Origin of the sequence: Cecembia rubra (genome assembly GCF_003014575.1) — a bacterium.
Taxonomy (GTDB): Bacteria; Bacteroidota; Bacteroidia; order Cytophagales; family Cyclobacteriaceae; genus Cecembia_A; species Cecembia_A rubra.
In genome coordinates, this window is record NZ_PYGF01000001.1 from 93,025 (window position 1) to 111,235 (window position 18,211).

The window sequence follows — 18,211 nt, forward strand, 5'->3', positions numbered from 1 at the left end:
TTGGGCAAAAAAAAAATAATGCTTCTTTATCCATTGATGGACTTTGTATGTGACGAATCAAAACTCTAATGAAAAAGTTTAATGTAACCTTTCTGTTACTAACCGCTATTGGTATTTCATGCAATCCAATTAACAAAATTCCCGAAAACGAAATAGCGGTTCCAGAAGGATACGAACTTGTCTGGCACGATGAGTTTGACATAGATGGAAAACCAGACCAGAAATTTTGGTCATACGAGGTTGGCCTGAAAAGGAACCATGAACTCCAATATTATCTATCAAAAAATGCCAATATCAAAAATGGTGTACTGGTTATAGAAGGGAAACAAGAGAAAGTTAAAAACCGTGCCTTTGACCCTACTAGTAATGACTGGCGAAAAAATCAAGAATTTGCTCAATACAGTTCCGCTAGTATAAATACCAAGGGAAAGATGTCCTTTAAATATGGAATTCTTGAAGTTAGCGCTAAAATTGATACAGCACTTGGCATGTGGCCTGCTATCTGGACACTGGGTATTAGCCATAACTGGCCAGCTAATGGCGAGATAGATATGATGGAATACTATCTGGTAAATGGAGAGGGCACCCTATTGGCCAACGCAGCTTGGGCCAGTTCAGACAAACGAGCTGCTTGGGATGAAGCTAAGATCCCAATTAGGAAATTTATAGAACGTGATCCAGAATGGACGGAAAAATTTCATGTATGGAAAATGGATTGGACCCAAGACTATATTCGCTTATACCTTGACGATGAATTGCTCAATGAAGTGAATCTTACAAGCACTATAAATCCCGATGGCTTTAATCCTTTCCAGCAACCTCATTATATTCTTTTGAACCTAGCCATTGGATCAAATGGTGGAGATCCAAAATCTACGCTATTTCCAAAGAAATATGAAGTGGACTACGTTCGGGTTTTTCAAAAAAAATCTTGAAACAATTAAACTGCTTTATGGAGATTCCACAAGTGAACCATATCGAACAATAATAGAACCATGTAATCCATTTAGAATGAGTTATTTATGAAATTGAAAGTTTTCGCTAAACTCAAAAACAATGATTAAATATATTACATTCTCCATACTGCCATTTCTATTGATAGTAAACACTTGTCAAACACTTGATGACTTCGAAAGCAAGAAATTTGATAACAAGCAAAGCAAAAGTTTTGCTATGGTGGACCCAGACTCACCAATCGGCATCCAACCCAACATTGTTTCACCAAATAATTCAAACAGTAGGGTATCAGCGCCTCCAAGTGGAAAGTGGAACTTGGTCTGGAGTGATGAATTTAATGGTAGTACCTTGGATGAATCTAAGTGGATAAAGTCTGTTAGTACAAGAAGCCGTAGTTTAAGTAATCGGGATCCGGCCCTAAAAGACTGGCAATGGGTTGCTGACCATGCCTATCTGGATGGTAATGGGGAACTTACTCTAAAAGCGTCAAAAAATGCGGTAGATTCAATGCAATGTGGTGCCGTTGAAACGCGGAATTTATATGAACCAAAGTATGGTTTCATCGAAGTAAGAATGAAGATCGCAGAAACTACTAAAGGCAATCATAGCGCATTTTGGTTTCAAGGACATAATATGGACAATGTAGATGGAACTGGTAACGATGGTGCAGAAATTGATGTTTTTGAATCTGCTTGGACTGGTGATTTTACCAAGGCTGTAGTCCATATAGATGGCTATGGGACAGATAAAAAATCAAATACCAAAAGATATGATACACCTGACCTTCACACTGGGTATCATACTTGGGGTTTGAAATGGGATAGTTTGAGTCTTACAATTTATTATGATGGGGTGGAAAAAGTGTCCTATTCTGGAATTTGGGTGCCACAAGTTGTAGAATGGATTTGGCTTTCTGTTGGAGCCAGTTTCGGGGATGGCGATTTTGGAAGCCAACCTATAGGAGTGCTGTCTGAAGCCAAGCTAGATTATGTTCGTGTATGGCAAAAATCCGATTTTGATCCTACAGTCGACTACTTTAGATTGGTAAATAAAGAGTCCGGCAAATTTATCAGAACTGCTGGAAGTGCCGATGATTCGTATATTGAACAAGCTCAAATATCACAAAATGGAAATTGGTCAACATGGGTTATTGAGTATACATCGAGGGATTATTTTTACATTGTAAATGAAGGAACAGGTAAATATTTTAGACCTGTAGACAACTCAGTAGGAACAAATGTTCAGTTAAAACCTACCAGCTTCAATGGCGCTTGGACCCAGTGGAAATTAGTAGATGCCGGTGGTGGCTATTACCACATCCAAAATAAACTGACAGACTTGAACCTCAGAGTCCCTAACACGACAAATTCAGGAATTCCATTGGAAATGACTGATACAAATGGTGGTTGGACAAAATGGCAATTAGTTCCTGCTTATTGAGTGACCGTGGAAATGGTCTTTCTTACTAAGACTTTAAATCATAAGATTATTCTAATTTGAAGATTCTTATTGCAAGAAAGCGGAAAATCAAATTTCAAAAAAACAACAACATTCATTATCATTTCGCATAGCTACTCTTTGAATTCAAAATCATTATAATTTTTGATTAGCTACCAGCATTTAATTTAACCGGACTTATGGTTTTGCTTGATTTACCCCCTCGTTTGCTTGATTTCGACCATCAAATAAAATTTATATAAAACATCTTTGAATCAGAATTTAATACAAAAGATTTACTCAAAATCTATTTGTGAAATTATTGTAAATCCCAATTTAACCATGCTTTTGCTTAAAATCCGTTTTCTGCTTTTACTAGTGCTTTTTTCTTTCAGCTTGGAATTAAAAAGCCAGTCTATCCAAAAGCCTAATCTGATAATCATCTTAACCGATGATCAAGGATATGCTGATGTTGGTTTTAATGGAAGTATAGAGATTCCAACTCCAAACATTGATCGAATAGCTGAAAATGGAACTGTATTTTCATCAGGGTATGTGTCTTATGCAGTTTGTGGGCCAAGTAGAGCCGGTTTAATTACTGGCAGATATCAAGATAAATTTGGGTTTGGAGATAATCCATTATTTGCGCCTAACGATTCTACTATGGGCCTTCCGCTTACAGAACAGACTCTTGGAGATTACCTACAGTCAGCAAATTACAAAACTTCTATAATCGGAAAATGGCATTTAGGAGCCCATCAAGCACTACATCCTAATAAGAGAGGTTTTAACGAGTTTTATGGTTTTCTTGGTGGAGGTCACCAATACTTCCCAGAAAACTTGACTTTAAAAGATGAGTTTGAAGTTAGAACCGAATACGAATCATACAGAACCAAGCTTTTAAAAAATCAAATTAGGGTAGAAGAAAATGAGTATCTGACAGACGCTTTTTCTAGAGAAGCGGTTTCCTTTATTCAAAGGAATCATAAAGACCCATTCTTTTTATTTCTTTCTTATAATGCTCCACACGGTCCTTTACAAGCGACAGAAAAATATTTGAAAAGATTTCCAAATATTTCAAATGAAAAAAGAAAAACGTATGCAGCCATGGTTTCAGCTGTGGATGATGGAGTGGGAGATATTTTGGATTTGTTGAGGGATTTAGGAATAGAAGATAATACTCTTATTTTTTTCCTTTCAGACAATGGGGGACCTACCGCAAATAATGCCTCTGACAACAAACCTTTAAGAGGTAAAAAAGGAGATTTTTTTGAAGGAGGAGTGAGGGTGCCTTTTGCTGTTCAATGGAAGGGAGTTATACCGGCAGGTCACACCTATGATCATCCCATTATTTCACTTGATATCTTCGGAACGATCGCAGGTGTGTTAGGCGCTCGAACCAAAAATGAATTGGATGGAGAGAATTTAATTCCTTTTCTAATAGGTGAAAACAAAAATGCACCACACGAAGCTTTATTTTGGAGAAATCACAAAGTTGATCGCTATGCAATCCGAACTGCTGACTTTAAAATGATAACTGAACCAAAGCAGCAATACTTATTTGATATCAAGTCTGATATTTCTGAAAAAAGAAATCTTTCCTTAAATAATCAATTTCAGCTAAATGATTTGACAGAAAAAATCAATAGCTGGAAAAGCTTTTTGAAAGATCCTCTTTTTATGGGTTTGATGGAAGATGAGGCCTACTCAAAATTGAATCCTGATCGCTTTGGTAAAAAACCTAATGATTAAAAAATCTCAGTTCACATAATTATATATGAAGACAAAAGTTTCTGTATTTATTGTAATTCTTCTGTTATACTTCACCTACAGTACAGAAGCAATAGATTATTATTTCCATCCCAAAACTGGTAACGATCAAGCTAATGGGACCTCTGAAATGTCACCTTTTAAATCTTTGAAAAAATTAGGGGACTTGAATCTTGAGCCGGGTGATCGGGTACTATTGGCTGCTGGAGAAGAGTTTACCGAAACTTTATCAATCATCAATGTTCATGGAAGTTTTGAGTACTCTATCCTAATAGACTCTTATCAAAATAATGGAACCACCTCAAAAGGCAAAGCCATCATCAATGCCCAAGGTCTTTTGAATGGTCTCTTTGTATCCAACTCAAGTCATATCATCATTAGAAGTCTTGAGATTAGTGCAAATGGACCCTTAGAAGATATTGGCTATGGAGAAATGCGTGTAGGTGTAATGCTTTTAGGAATAGTAAATGAAAAGATTCAAAACATCCAATTGGAAGACTTGAATATAAAAAATGTTTTCCATGAAAAAGAGGGTGTTAGTAGGTCTCAAGCAGAGGTACGGTCTGCTAATGGGACCCAAAAATATGGATGGGGGATCCGATTGGTTGCACAAGATAATTCAGAAATAGAGCAGATTGATATCAGGAATTCACGAATTGAAAATGTAAGTCACACCGGAATCAAACTAACAGGTACGCAAAAGCAGAATATTCGAAACATTCGGATCTATGATAATGAAGTAACCCGAACAGGCGGTCCGGGAATTCAAATGTCAGGTGTCAAGTTTGTCCATGTGAAAGGTAATGATGTGAGTTACTCTGGTAGTGAGGACGACTCTAGGAAATGGGGTAGGGGCTCAGGACTTTGGACTTGGTCAGCTTCTTATGTGATGATAGAGCATAATAGTTTTACTTATGCCAATGGACCTGGAGATTCTGCAGGTGCCCATATTGATTATAATTGTGACAATGTTATCCTACAATACAATTTCAGTGCTGAAAATGCAGGTGGGTTCTGTGAGATTTTAGGAAATAACTACAATTGTGCCTATCGCTACAATATCAGTGTAAATGATGGTCACAGAATCAAAGGAGAAAACGGCGCATTTCAAGAAGGCAAAATATTTTGGCTAAGTGGATATCAAGGGGAACAAAAACCTAGAAAAGGTCCAATAAACTCTTATTTCTATAACAATACAATTTATGTCAAACCTGGCCAGACTTCAAAAATTGCGGTTGATAATGGTTCTAATGGTCTTTTGATTGTCAACAATATTTTCCATTTGGAGGGCCCTGTTGAGTTTGTTGCTGGAGACCAATACAAACCAGATGAGAGTAGTGGAGAAAAGAATTTGCAAAGGGTTCTTTTTGAAAATAACCTTTTTCTCCATTCAACCAACTGGCCGAAAAATAGCATGTTGAATGATCAAAAGCCTCTTTTTGGCTCCGCTAGATTTAAAAATGCTGGAGGTTTAGATCCACAGGATTATGTTCCTTTGGATGATGTAGTTACTAAAGGCATTCCAATATCTTTTATCTCAGGAGATGACTTCGGCTTGATGTCTGGCCTGGAAATGATGGAGGATTTTCTAGGAAACCCAAATGATGCCAACCCAAGTATTGGCGCCATAAAATTTATTAATAATTAAAAATAGCATACGAATGAAAAAAATAATTGCATTAACGATTCTATCATTGACCTTCCTACTTGCTTGTCAAATGAAATACCAGAGTTTTTTCCCAGGTCAAGTATGGCTTGATGATCAAAATACACATATCAATGCACATGGTGGAGGTTTTTTAATTCATAATGATAATTATTATTGGTTTGGAGAGCACAAGATTGCAGGTGAAGAAGGAAATAAAGCCCAAGTAGGCGTGGGAGTTTATTCATCTAAAGACCTTTATAATTGGAAGAATGAAGGCATCGCATTGGAAGTCCATGATGATCCCAATTCTCTTTTGGTAAAAGGTTGCATCATTGAAAGGCCAAAAGTGATTTATAATGAAAAGACAAAGAAGTTTGTGATGTGGTTTCACCACGAACTCAAAGATAGAGGCTATGAAGCTGCTATGACAGGTCTAGCTATAAGCGACAATATCACAGGTCCTTATACTTATATCAAAAGTTTCAATCCTCATGCTGGAATATGGCCAACGAATTACCCAGATAGTCTAAAATCATTGTCCGCTGATGTTGACAGTTATGTGAGACCTTCCCCAGAATGGAAAGATGCTGTTAGGTTAGGGCTGTATTTGAGAAGAGATTTTGAAAAAGGTCAAATGGCACGAGATATGACCCTTTTTGTAGATGACGATGGCAAAGCTTATCATGTACATTCTTCAGAAAATAACCAAACACTTCATGTAGCAGAATTGACTGATGACTATATGGATTTTTCTGGAAATTATACCCGAGTACTTCATGGAGAGCAAAATGAAGCCCCTGCGATATTTAAAAAAGACGGAAAGTATTATATGTTTTCTTCCGGATTAACAGGTTGGAAACCAAATCCAGGAAAATCTGCAGTAGCTGACCATCCCATGGGGCCATGGACTGCTTTAGGAAATATGTGTATAGGTACAGAGGATGAAATGAAGACTACCTTTTGGTCTCAAAGTACAGCCGTAATTCCAGTTATTGGCAAAAAAGATGCTTTTATTTTCGTAGGAGATAGATGGACACCTGATAATCCTATTGACGGAAGTTATATTTTTCTTCCTGTTGAGTTTGAAGAACAAAAGCCAGTTTTGAGGTGGAGAGATAATTGGGACCTTACCTTTTTTGAAAAAAATTGAAATTTATGAACAAATTATTCATTTATATAGGGTTAGTTTTTTGCTTGGATGTTTCGGTTTTTGCCCAATCATCCAAGCCTAATTTCATTGTGATTCTTGCAGATGACTTGGGTTATGCAGACCTGAGTTTGAATGGCAGTAAACAAATTCAAACCCCAAATATAGACGCCATAGCCAAAGGAGGAGTGAATTTCACACAGGCATATGTATCAGCACCTGTATGTAGTCCATCTAGAGCAGGCTTGTTGACAGGGAAAAATCAAGTTAGTTTCGGGTATGATAATAACCTAGCATTTAATCAAAAGGGATTTGATCCTGAATATGCTGGTCTCCCTATTGAACAAAAAACCATTGCAGATCGGTTGAAGGAAGCTGGTTATGTTTCTGGGATAATAGGTAAATGGCATCTTGGATCAAATCCACAATTTCACCCAATAAATAGAGGCTTTGATGAATTTTGGGGATATTTGGCAGGGGGACATCATTATTTTAAATCAGAGAAGGAAGGACTAGGATATTTAGCACCCTTGGAAAGTAATTATAAAACGCCTCAAGAAATCACATATCTTACTGATGACAAAGGTGATGAATGTATTAATTTCATCAAACGTCACAAAGAACGTCCTTTTTTTCTATATGCTTCATTCAATGCTCCTCATGCACCCATGCATGCTACTGAAGAAGATTTAGCCTTGTTTTCTCACATTTCTGATAAGGATAGAAGGATTTATTTGGCTATGGTTCATCGACTTGATATCAATGTGGGTAGAATTGTCCAAACTTTGAAAGATGAAGGATTGATGGAAAACACGATGATCGTTTTTTTAAGTGATAATGGTGGTCCAGTAGATCAAAATCACTCAAACAACGCACCTTTTAATGGTCAGAAAGGTATTTTGCTAGAAGGTGGTATCCGAGTCCCAATGATGATCCAATGGGATGGAACCCTGCCTCAAGGTGTTACTTATACACCAGCCGTTTCTGCATTAGACTTGATGCCAACAATCTTGGAATCGGTAGGAATTAAAGTAGCAGAACAGGATAGTTTGGATGGTGTGAATCTAATTCCTTTTCTAAATGGAGAAAAACAAGGAAATCCCCACCAAACTTTAAAATGGAAATTTACTGTGAGTGCTGGTATTCTAGAAGAAAATTGGAAACTAATTAGAATACCTGATAGATTACCTCTATTATTTGATATTTCAAAGGATATTTCAGAACAGCATAACTTAGTTTTACAATATCCTGAGGTAGCTGAAAGGCTTCTCCGTAAACTAGGCGATTGGGATTTGGCTTTGCCCCATCCCTTATTCTTAGAAGGTGCTGAATGGAAAGCCAAACAACGTGATCTTTATGATAAGACCTACCTGATTAGCCAACCTGAAAATAAGTAATAGTCTAATAGAAAAATAAACATATGCATATGACTAAAATATTGAATTTTCTTTTTCTCAGTTTATTGATGATTTTCTCGTGTCAATCCAAAGAAAGTGAAGAAATAACTGAGACTAAAAAACCCAATGTCTTGATCATTTATTTAGATGATTTAGGCTATGGAGACTTGAGTGCTTACGGGGCCACAGAAATCTATACGCCAAACATGGATAGACTCGCCAATGAAGGTCTCAAGTTTACCAATGCCTATGCCACCTCTGCTACATGTACACCTAGTAGATACGCAATATTAACAGGAAACTATCCATGGAGAAATGACAATGCCAAAATACTTCCTGGTACTGCACCTTTATTGATTGAAACTGATGAAATGACGATTCCCAAAATGCTCAAAACCAAAGGGTATCATACTGGAGTCGTGGGTAAGTGGCATTTAGGTCTTGGAGATGGCTTTGTCGATTGGAATGAAAACATAAGCCCGGGACCAAATGAAGTGGGATTTGATTATGCTTACATCATGGCTGCTACTCAAGATAGAGTACCTACGGTGTATATCAAGAATGGGAATGTTGTAGGTTTAGATAAAGAAGATCCAATTCTTGTTGATTATGATAATAACTTCGAAGGTGAACCTACAGGAAAAAATAACCCTGAATTGCTCAAAATGATGTGGCATCATGGTCATAACAGCAGCATTGTCAATGGAATCCCAAGAATCGGTTACATGAAAGGTGGCGAAAGTGCCAAATGGGTGGACGAAGATATGGCTGACCATTTCCTACTAGAAGCCCAACAGTTTATCAAAGAAAAAAGCCGAGGAGAAAATCCATTTTTTCTTTATTATGCCATGCAGCAACCTCATGTGCCAAGAACACCACATCCAAGATTTGAAGGAAAATCAGGGATGGGACCTAGAGGAGATGTAATTTTAGAAGCGGATTGGTGTATTGGAGAAATCATGAAAACCTTAGAAGAAGAAGGGATTTTAGTAAATACTTTTATTATTTTTTCATCTGATAATGGCCCTGTTCTAAATGATGGGTACAATGATAATGCTGTCGAAAAACTTGGTAAGCATAAGCCTTGGGGACCATTTAGAGGAGGCAAATATAGCTTATTTGAAGCAGGAACGAGAATGCCTTTTATGACCTATTGGAAAGGAACCATTCAGCCTGGAGTGTCTGAAGCCTTGGTTTCACAGCTTGATTTGTTGAATTCATTATCAACTTTGGTGGGGAGTGATATCAAAACAGTAGATGGCGAGGATCTATTGGATGTGCTGTTAGGAACATCAAATGAGGGTAGAGCTGAAGTTATTTTGGAAGCAACGTCTAGAACAGCCTTGAGAAGTGGAGATTATATAATGATTCCCCCATACGATGGGCCTAAAGTAAATGAACTTGTTAATATAGAATTGGGAAATGATTCAGAATATCAGCTGTACAATCTTAAATCAGATCCTGGTCAGAAAAATAACCTTGCAAAATCTCAGCCTGATATTTTGAAAAAATTGATTGAAAGATTTGAGAAATTAAGAGGTAGTGAGTATAAAAAAATCCAACAATTGGAATTAAAATAAGAGTATGAATTCATTGATCAAATAAGGCTTGGAGAAATTTTCCAAGCCTTTATTTTTGAAACAACACATCATTTTTGTTGGAATCAATCCTGTCAGACTAACTATCTTTTGAAGCTTTCAGTTTTTATCCAAATCAATTCAAAAAGATTTTTTACCCCTTCGTTTTGAATGATATAGCCCCCCAAAACGCGGATTTACGAGGTAATTTAGAGCTTGATTTTTATCAAAACAATTAATAGTAAACCAAAAAATATCATGAAACAAATTTACAAAAAGGTAATGTCAGCCTTCCTTTTGGTTCTGGGATTTTCCCTAATGATACCATCAGAAGTACTCGCATTACAAGGAAACTCTAATCCCTGCCCTTCCAACAAATACCTTTATTGGGTAGGGGATGTGAACAATGATTTCTTTAATGAATTGAATTGGAGAGAGGCAGTACAGACTCCATCGATACCTATTCCTCCTGGTCAAATTGGAGAACTCGGACAGTCAGCCAAGCCTGAATGCTTGCCAGGAGCTAATAAAAATCCGAATGTAATATGCCTCAGTGAGCATGACCCCGATAAAGATAAAACACCAGCAATTGGTACCTTATCTCCGGGGCAACCAATAGCCTTCAATCTATATATTGAAAATGCTGAAGTGATAGCATCTGGTGATATTAAATTTGGATGCTTGGATATTGGATTGACATTGAATGCCGCTACGCTAAAATCATCCTCTACTATCTCTCAAGGAGTTATTAGTCTAGGCAATGAAAGTACCCTGAAAATTTCTACAACTACCATTTCTCCCTTGACTGAGTTCGACTTTTTGGATGCAGCATCCTGGATCTATTGGGATGGGATCACTCCTGATAAACTTGGAAATGCGTTAGACAATAAAATAACTATCAATGGACTAGAAACATCGTTGGGTGCTGGCTATAGAATTAATCAATATTATCAAAAAGGCTCTTTGATTAGGCCCATTGATCGGTCTTACTTCCCTCTTGAAGTATTTAGTTCTTTAAGTTTTGAAGGAGTTTCTGCTAAAATATCTGAAGATTTAATTTATCGTGGATCAGCAATTCCACTTGGTGATAATTTAGTAAACTCTTTTATTCTCAAACGTGGGTTTATGGTAACTTTTGCAATTAACACGAATGGAACAGGCAAAAGTAAAGTTTATATAGCCTCAGAAAAAGATATGGAGATTGATGCTCTTCCAATTGCTTTACAGGGGAATGTAAGCTTTATTCGAGTAGTTCCTTGGAATTGGGTAACCAAAAAAGGAACAGGGAAAATCCATGAACAAATAGATGCAGGTTGGTTTTACAATTGGAATTTGAATGAAAAAGCAAAGCCCAATTATGATTATGTCCCGATGGCTTGGGGAGCAAGTGGTACCTTTCCTGCAAATATTGACCAAATGATAGGGTTAAAAACCACAACTCATATTTTAGGGTTTAACGAATCAGATAATTGCTTTGGACAATCAGGGCAATTCAATAATTTGTGTGATCCTGAGGTAGCTGTTGCTTATTTTGAAAATCTTATGGGTACAGGGGTTCGATTAGGTTCACCAGCACCAAGGGAAAATGGACCGACAACATGGCTACTTGAATTTAATCGAATAGCAAAAGAAAGGGATGTAAGATTCGATTTCTTAGCTGTTCACTGGTATGATTATGGTAGTAATCCAAATAACACACCTAATGCGAATCCAGAAGCAATTTTTAATAGGTTCAAAAACTACCTGACAAATGTCTATAATATTTATCAACTTCCTATTTGGATTACTGAGTTTAATGCTAACGAAAATAGAAGTACAGCGATTCAAGAAGAATTCCTGAAGTTGGCTTTACCTTATCTAGAAAGTCTTGATTATGTTGAGCGATACGCATATTTTCCTCCTAATCCCGATCTTGCCGATCCTGCAAATAATCCAGAAACTTCAGAGTATACAGATGAAAATGGAAATTTAACCTCAATTGGAGAATTATTTCTTGCTCTTGAATCAAATCCTTCTATACCAATGGATACCTACGCTTCACCAAATAATCTGGAGGGTTTGGATTTACCATTTGTCCCGAAACCTGTCAATTCGTTCGCTTTTGAAGCTGAATGTGGAGATTATTTAGGAAGCAAGTGGAATGTAATCCAAGATGAGAATGCATCCAATGGATATTATATCAGAGGAAATGTAAATAATGAAGGTGAAAGTCCTATTGCCCAACAGATTCATTTTGAATTTGATTTAGACTCTGAAAGTGCTGATCAATATCGAGTTTGGATAAGAGCCAGAAATATGGGCGGAAATGGATCTATCAGAATTGCGGTCAATGGAAATGAACTCAGTCAAGTAATTCCATTTGTAGCCTCTTCATTTACTTGGTTCCAAATTCCACGGTTTTATGATTTGGGAGAAGGAAGGCACAGGTTAACTATTGAATTCCCTAATTCTAATATTTTGTTAGATCAGGTTGCATTCACATCAGGTCCGGCAGATTTCGATTTGTTTTTAAATGAACCAGGTTTCTGCATTCCAGATTCTTTTACTTGGGGATTGGTAAAGACGGATTTCGCTGATTTTTTTGAAGCAGAAAATGGAAATATCGGTGCAGCTTGGGAAATAAAAAGTGCTGATAGGGCCATTAACGGCAAGTTTGTCACTTCTACTTCAGCACAACAAAGCAGTATTGTCCCTCCAGGAAGTGATGGTTTCCTAACTTATCAAATAACAGTAGAAGAAGCTGACGAATATGAATTTTGGGCAAAAATTCAGGCCTTCGATGAGGAAGAGTATAGTCTTTGGATTTCAGTAGATGGTGAACCTTTCAGAAAGTGGCAGAATTTAGGAAATCCACTTTTTGAATGGTATTGGAAGAAGTTTCATCATAGTTACAACGAAGAAGATCGAAAATTTAGCTATTTCCTAACTGCCGGAAACCATGAAGTAAGAATAGGCTATGCTAGTGGAAATGTATCTATTGATAGGATAGCAGTTGCTAGTAAAGGTAAACTACCTGAGAAAATTGATCCTAATGTACTTCTTATCCAAGAACGTCTTGAATTTGAAGCGGAGTTTGCAACAATTTTAGGGAATGCAGTTATTCAAGGTTGTGAATTAGCATCAGAAGGTCAATATGTAAATATGGGAAATAATAATTCAAATGGAGTTAGGTTTGGGGAGGTTATTGCACCTGAATCAGGACTATATGAATTAAATATAGTTTATTACAGTAAAGTAGCTAGAGCTTTCTCAGTGAGAGTTAATGGAGAAAATCCAATTCCACAATCTGCTGCTCCATCTGGACTTTGGTGTTTTGAAGGCGGAAATTCTGCTATTCATAAAATTGAAGTTATCCTTAAGGAAGGCTTGAATGTTATAGATATCAACCCTTTTAGTGGTGCAAGTCCTATTATTGACAAAATCAAACTTGAAAAATCAAAAAGAATTGCACCTTCTATGATCTCACTTGAAGCAGAAGAAGCTGAACTGATAGGTTCTATGCAAACACCAACTTGCGCTACTGCTTCAAATGGGCAGGTTGTTAACTTGGGCGCAAACATTAGTAATCAGATTAATTTCAGAAATATTAATATTAATAATGCTGGTATTTATAGTGTTGAATTTCATTATTTCACGCCAGTTCTAAGAAAAATGAGAATCATTACCAATGGTATCGCTCAGACTGTCGACTTTTTGCCAACAGGTGCCTTCTGCTTTGAAGGGGGATCGCCTGGTACTCAAACAGTAGAGTTAGAATTGCAGGCTGGAGAAAATGTTATTCAACTTACACCTATTGAAAATGCCGCTCCTGTAATCGATAAAATCGTGATTACTGACCAAGGGTCAACTACACAAATGTTGCGTGTGGTAAGCGATGAAGAGGTAGCTTTTAGCCCGGGCATATTGCTGGAAAACAAAGAATTCAAAGTATTTCCAAATCCTATAAAATCCGGTGATCAATTGACCATTCAGGTGCCAGGGGCATCAGAGGAAGGGGTGCCTGTACTGGTTACTTTGACAGATATGACAGGTAGGAGAGTTTATTTGGAAACACTCAGCAATTCAGAAACCCAAACGATCATTCTGAGGGAAAGCCTCAAAAAAGGAATCTATATGGTATTGGTTCAACATGGTAACCAATGGCTTACCAAAAAGCTAAAAGTTGATTAATCACCCTAAAATCAATCACTCCGGCTGTCACTGATGCCGGAGTGATTCTTTTTGTAAAAAAATCATCTTTTGCCCCAAGACCAATTTAAAAATGCCATGGCATCGGTGAATTAAGCCTTTTCACTTTATGAACCCATATATTGAAGCATTCAAACAAAAATTTAATTACAATCCAAGTCTTTTCAGGTCTCCAGGGAGGATCAACTTAATCGGAGATCATACTGATTATAATGATGGTTATGTACTTCCTGCAGCAATAGATAAAGGTATTTATTTGGCCATTTCCTTGAATGATACAAATCACTGCCGTATCCAATCTTTGGATTTTGAGGATGAGGCAGAAGTGGAGTTGTCCCAGGATCTTCAGCCGGCTACAAAAGGTTGGCTTAACTATATTTTGGGAGTCATTGCACAATTTCAAAGTTCAGGTTACCAGATAAAAGGGTTTGATTGTGTCTTTGGCGGAGATATTCCCATAGGCGCCGGTTTATCTTCTTCAGCGGCTTTGGAATGTGTTACAGTTCGGGCATTGATGGAGTTACATGGAATTGAAATTCCATTGATTCAGCAGATACAAATGGCCCAAAAAGCTGAACACGAATTTGCAGGAGTAAAATGTGGCATAATGGATCAATTTGCTTCTGCTATGGGTAAAGCCGGCCAAGCCATTCAGTTGGATTGTAGAACTTTGGACTTCCAGTATATTCCTGTTCATCTGGAAGATTTTTCTTTGATTTTGGTGGATTCAAAAGTGAAGCATAATCTTGGTGATTCGGCATATAATAAAAGGCAGCAAGAATGTCAGGAAGGTTTTAAATTAATTCAAAATTCTTATCCCGGTATCAGGGCACTCAGAGATGTGGATTCTGATATGCTTTTAGGTTTAAAACCGGATTTAGATCCTATCATATTCAAAAGGTGTAAACATGTAGTTTCGGAAAATCAGCGCGTACTGCATGCAAGTGCAGCCTTAAAAAACGGGAATTTAAAAGAATTAGGGCGATTGATGTTTTTATCTCATTTCAGTCTTTCCAATGATTATCAGGTAAGTTGTAATGAGCTGGATTTTTTGGTGAATGTGGCCCAACTTTCAGAAGGTGTACTTGGAGCAAGGATGATGGGAGGGGGATTTGGAGGCTGTACCATCAATCTTATCCATAAGGATTATGTGGACCTATTCAAAACCAAGGTTTCAAGCACATTCTACAACAAGTTTTCCTTATCACCAGGTATTTATGAGGTTTCAATTTCCGAAGGTACCTCAAGAATTCATTGCTTATAATTACCGTTCAGCTATTATGTCATATCCTTTCAATTTCGAAGAACACAGTCATAGACGATTCAATCCATTCACTGGTTCATATATTCAGGTTTCCCCACATCGTTCGAAAAGACCTTGGCAGGGACAACAAGAGAAATTATTATCTTCTGAAGAACTTTCATTTGACCCGGAATGCTTTTTATGTCCAGGTAACAAAAGAGTAGGGGGAGAAATGAATCCAGAATATTTGGGGACTTATGTTTTTGCTAATGATTTTGGTGCTTTGACACCAAATATTCCAGAAGGGGAATTTGAGGAAGGAGAATTCTTTAAAGCCAAAAGTGAAAAAGGCATATGCAAGGTGATCTGTTTTTCACCTGACCATACCAAAACCATCCCAAAACTCGAACTCAAGGAAGTGGTTGAAGTTGTTAAAACTTGGAAGAGGGAATATGAATTACTGGGTTCTGAACCTTTTATCAATTATGTGCAGGTATTTGAAAATAAGGGTGAAGTAATGGGTTGTTCCAATCCCCATCCCCATGGACAGATTTGGGCTCAGGAAAGTATTCCTGATGAGCCATTCAAAAAGCAGCTCAACTTTAAAAATTATTTTGAAAGGAAAAACTCCACAATGGTTGTTGATTATGTGCATGAAGAGCTAAAAAAAAATGTCAGGATCATTGATGAAAATGAGAGTTTTGTGATCCTTGTTCCTTTTTGGGCGGTGTGGCCATTCGAAGCGATGATTGCTCCCAAGACCCATATTGAGAGCCTTGCAAGCATAAATGACCGACAAATACAGGATTTGGCTGATGCTTACAGGAATCTTACGCAGAGGTATGATAAACTGTTTGAGGTTTCTTTTCCTTATTCAGCAGGACTTCATCAGGCACCAACTGATAGCTTGGATCACCCGGAATGGGATTTACATATGGTATTTTACCCTCCTCTGCTCCGATCGGCTACAGTCAAAAAGTTTATGGTCGGCTATGAAATGCTAGCCAATCCCCAGCGTGATTTGACACCAGAAAAAGCTGCTGAAATTTTAAGAAATGTAAAATAAGCTTAAGAATTCCATTCTATATTGTACATAAGTTAAACAAACAGGTGTTTTTGAATCGCCTGACCATTTAATGGTCATTACAGGAGCTTACAGTCAAAAAAAAAATGAAATGAATGGTATTTAACCTAAAGCAATAAGTGTATCTGGGGCTTTCTGTTGTTCATTCATTAATCGGGCAGAATTTCAATCAAGTAGCCTTGGGATCGAAACAATTCTATGATTTCAGGGATTTTTTCCCTTGGGCAATAGGCTACTCTAAATATCCTGTCACAGTCTTCCAAATCAAAATTGGCATTTAGAATTCCCAATTGTCCAGCTATTAATTCTAGGATAAACGTCGCAGTTTCTTCTGTGTCCACATTGGTCCTGAAAACTTCTACCATTTTTTTGATTGTGATCTTATTATCAGATTTCCATTAATTCTTATTGTTGAGCATAAATGCATCTGAATTACTTGGGCCCTTTAAAATTCTTATTGGAAACAGCATGAATTTTGCTTGGTAAAAGAAGATAGCTATTTTGTTTCCCTCCAAGCACATCCATTAGACCGAGTTGCCAAAGTACTTGGATGGAAGCTGGATAAAAACCGCTGGGAGCTACAAATGAGCTTAAGTGTTTACCGATTTTGGGCAGTCTAATAGCTGTTGGGCCATGGTGTACTGCTTACATCTTTTGCCTTAATGCTAGTAATTTTATCTTTTTACAAATCTATTGAGTACATTTCTTATTGAGATTGTCTGAACACGACATTTCTAAAGGTGATTTGCGACAATCTTTTTTAACCACAACTAAAATGAAACATGTATCAATTTTATTACTGGACCATGTAAATATCGGCAGCATGGAAAATGCAAGGCTTGGCTTATTGGAGGCTAATACCTTTCAGAAATTGAATGGAATGGAGGATTATTTTAAGGTGGAATTAGTAGGTATTAGGCCTGAGGTGAATTTATACAATGGGGCTTTTACCATTCGGGCTGATAAAACGTTGGATCAGGTCAGCAATACTGATTTGATCATCATACCACCTGTACAGCAGGATCTCGCTTCGGGAATACAGGACAATGAAGCTTTCTGTCCCTGGATCAAAGAACAATATGAGAAAGGGACTGAAATTGCCAGTTTATGCCTCGGGGCATTTATTTTGGGGAATACGGGCCTTCTTAATGGAAGAAAATGCGTAACCCATTGGAAAGCAACTGGTCAGTTTAAAAGACTCTTTCCTGATACGCAGTTATTGCCTGATAAACTATTGACTGATGATGCCGGCATCTACACAGGAGGAGGGGCATTCTCCTCTGCCAATCTGATACTATATGTGATCGAGAAGTACCTTAGCAGGGAAGCAGCGATATACTGTTCTAAGATTTTTCAAATTGATATGGGAAGGAATGCACAGAGTGAGTTTATAATTTTTACAGGTCAAAAGGACCATTCAGACGATCAGGTCAAGACTGTCCAGGAGTATGTAGAAAGAAATTTCCCAGAGAAGTTTTCTGTGGAATTTTTATGTGAGAAATTTTTTCTAAGCAGGAGGACGCTCGAAAGGAGGTTTAAATATGCGACAGGTAATACGTTATTGGAATATCTTCAAAGGGTAAGAGTGGAAGCAGCTAAAAGAAATTTAGAGAAAACTAACAAGACTGTTTCTGAGATCATGTATGACGTTGGTTATTCGGACTCTAAATCTTTTAGGGAAGTTTTCAAAAAATATTCCGGACTTTCACCTTTAGAATACAAAAGCAAATACGGACTCAATTAAGTTAAAAGGCGTAGTTGAT

At 37.3% G+C, this 18,211-nt stretch carries 12 protein-coding genes; 11 read left to right on the forward strand and 1 reads right to left on the reverse strand.

Features of this window, described 5'->3' with window-relative positions; translation table 11 throughout:
• Positions 1 to 68 precede the first annotated feature (68 nt).
• The 10 genes from CLV48_RS00435 to CLV48_RS00480 all read left to right on the forward strand — a co-directional run bounded on the left by CLV48_RS00435 (position 69) and on the right by CLV48_RS00480 (position 16,430).
• Positions 69 to 935, forward strand: a complete 867-nt coding sequence (locus tag CLV48_RS00435) for a glycoside hydrolase family 16 protein (protein WP_106565282.1) — start codon at positions 69 to 71, stop codon at positions 933 to 935.
• Between the two features lie 121 nt (positions 936 to 1,056).
• A complete protein-coding gene (locus tag CLV48_RS00440) occupies positions 1,057 to 2,397 on the forward strand; it encodes an RICIN domain-containing protein (RefSeq protein ID WP_106565283.1) in 1,341 nt (446 codons plus the stop codon).
• Positions 2,398 to 2,664: 267 nt separating this feature from the next.
• The gene (locus CLV48_RS00445; protein ID WP_245889437.1) at positions 2,665 to 4,146 is read left to right on the forward strand and encodes a sulfatase-like hydrolase/transferase; all 1,482 of its coding nucleotides are present in this window, start codon (positions 2,665 to 2,667) and stop codon (positions 4,144 to 4,146) included.
• Between the two features lie 25 nt (positions 4,147 to 4,171).
• Positions 4,172 to 5,812, forward strand: coding sequence for a right-handed parallel beta-helix repeat-containing protein (locus tag CLV48_RS00450; RefSeq protein ID WP_106565285.1), 1,641 nt, complete (start codon positions 4,172 to 4,174; stop codon positions 5,810 to 5,812).
• 13 nt (positions 5,813 to 5,825) lie between these two features.
• A complete protein-coding gene (locus CLV48_RS00455) occupies positions 5,826 to 6,962 on the forward strand; it encodes a glycoside hydrolase family 43 protein (protein WP_106565286.1) in 1,137 nt (378 codons plus the stop codon).
• A gap of 5 nt (positions 6,963 to 6,967) precedes the next feature.
• Positions 6,968 to 8,356, forward strand: coding sequence for a sulfatase-like hydrolase/transferase (locus tag CLV48_RS00460; RefSeq protein WP_106565287.1), 1,389 nt, complete (start codon positions 6,968 to 6,970; stop codon positions 8,354 to 8,356).
• A gap of 29 nt (positions 8,357 to 8,385) precedes the next feature.
• The gene (locus CLV48_RS00465) at positions 8,386 to 9,936 is read left to right on the forward strand and encodes a sulfatase family protein (protein WP_106565288.1); all 1,551 of its coding nucleotides are present in this window, start codon (positions 8,386 to 8,388) and stop codon (positions 9,934 to 9,936) included.
• 255 nt (positions 9,937 to 10,191) lie between these two features.
• Positions 10,192 to 14,103 (forward strand): glycosyl hydrolase, encoded by a 3,912-nt coding sequence (locus tag CLV48_RS00470; RefSeq protein ID WP_106565289.1) that lies wholly within the window; start codon positions 10,192 to 10,194, stop codon positions 14,101 to 14,103.
• A gap of 127 nt (positions 14,104 to 14,230) precedes the next feature.
• Positions 14,231 to 15,385: a galactokinase gene (locus CLV48_RS00475; RefSeq protein ID WP_106565290.1), complete on the forward strand. Its 1,155-nt coding sequence runs from the start codon at positions 14,231 to 14,233 to the stop codon at positions 15,383 to 15,385.
• A gap of 16 nt (positions 15,386 to 15,401) precedes the next feature.
• Positions 15,402 to 16,430 (forward strand): UDP-glucose--hexose-1-phosphate uridylyltransferase, encoded by a 1,029-nt coding sequence (locus CLV48_RS00480; protein WP_106566057.1) that lies wholly within the window; start codon positions 15,402 to 15,404, stop codon positions 16,428 to 16,430.
• A gap of 167 nt (positions 16,431 to 16,597) precedes the next feature.
• On the opposite strand, the gene CLV48_RS00485 is transcribed toward CLV48_RS00480, so the two are convergent.
• Positions 16,598 to 16,813 carry a hypothetical protein gene (locus CLV48_RS00485; RefSeq protein ID WP_106565291.1) on the reverse strand — a complete coding sequence of 72 codons (216 nt, stop codon included), beginning with the start codon at positions 16,811 to 16,813 and terminating at the stop codon, positions 16,598 to 16,600.
• A 410-nt stretch (positions 16,814 to 17,223) separates the two neighbouring features.
• Here CLV48_RS00485 and CLV48_RS00490 point away from each other — a divergent pair, with 410 nt between their 5' ends.
• The gene (locus CLV48_RS00490; protein ID WP_170068969.1) at positions 17,224 to 18,192 is read left to right on the forward strand and encodes a GlxA family transcriptional regulator; all 969 of its coding nucleotides are present in this window, start codon (positions 17,224 to 17,226) and stop codon (positions 18,190 to 18,192) included.
• The last annotated feature ends 19 nt before the right edge of the window (positions 18,193 to 18,211 follow it).

Excerpts from the sequence above, each read along its gene's own strand:
- CLV48_RS00480 (WP_106566057.1), top strand. The coding sequence starts at position 15,402 with ATGTCATATCCTTTCAATTTCGAAGAACACAGTCATAGACGATTCAAT.
- CLV48_RS00450 (WP_106565285.1), top strand. The coding sequence starts at position 4,172 with ATGAAGACAAAAGTTTCTGTATTTATTGTAATTCTTCTGTTATACTTC.
- CLV48_RS00460 (WP_106565287.1), top strand. The coding sequence starts at position 6,968 with ATGAACAAATTATTCATTTATATAGGGTTAGTTTTTTGCTTGGATGTT.
- CLV48_RS00490 (WP_170068969.1), top strand. The coding sequence starts at position 17,224 with ATGAAACATGTATCAATTTTATTACTGGACCATGTAAATATCGGCAGC.
- CLV48_RS00485 (WP_106565291.1), bottom strand. The coding sequence starts at position 16,813 with ATGGTAGAAGTTTTCAGGACCAATGTGGACACAGAAGAAACTGCGACG.
- CLV48_RS00440 (WP_106565283.1), top strand. The coding sequence starts at position 1,057 with ATGATTAAATATATTACATTCTCCATACTGCCATTTCTATTGATAGTA.
- CLV48_RS00465 (WP_106565288.1), top strand. The coding sequence starts at position 8,386 with ATGACTAAAATATTGAATTTTCTTTTTCTCAGTTTATTGATGATTTTC.
- CLV48_RS00435 (WP_106565282.1), top strand. The coding sequence starts at position 69 with ATGAAAAAGTTTAATGTAACCTTTCTGTTACTAACCGCTATTGGTATT.
- CLV48_RS00470 (WP_106565289.1), top strand. The coding sequence starts at position 10,192 with ATGAAACAAATTTACAAAAAGGTAATGTCAGCCTTCCTTTTGGTTCTG.
- CLV48_RS00455 (WP_106565286.1), top strand. The coding sequence starts at position 5,826 with ATGAAAAAAATAATTGCATTAACGATTCTATCATTGACCTTCCTACTT.
- CLV48_RS00475 (WP_106565290.1), top strand. The coding sequence starts at position 14,231 with ATGAACCCATATATTGAAGCATTCAAACAAAAATTTAATTACAATCCA.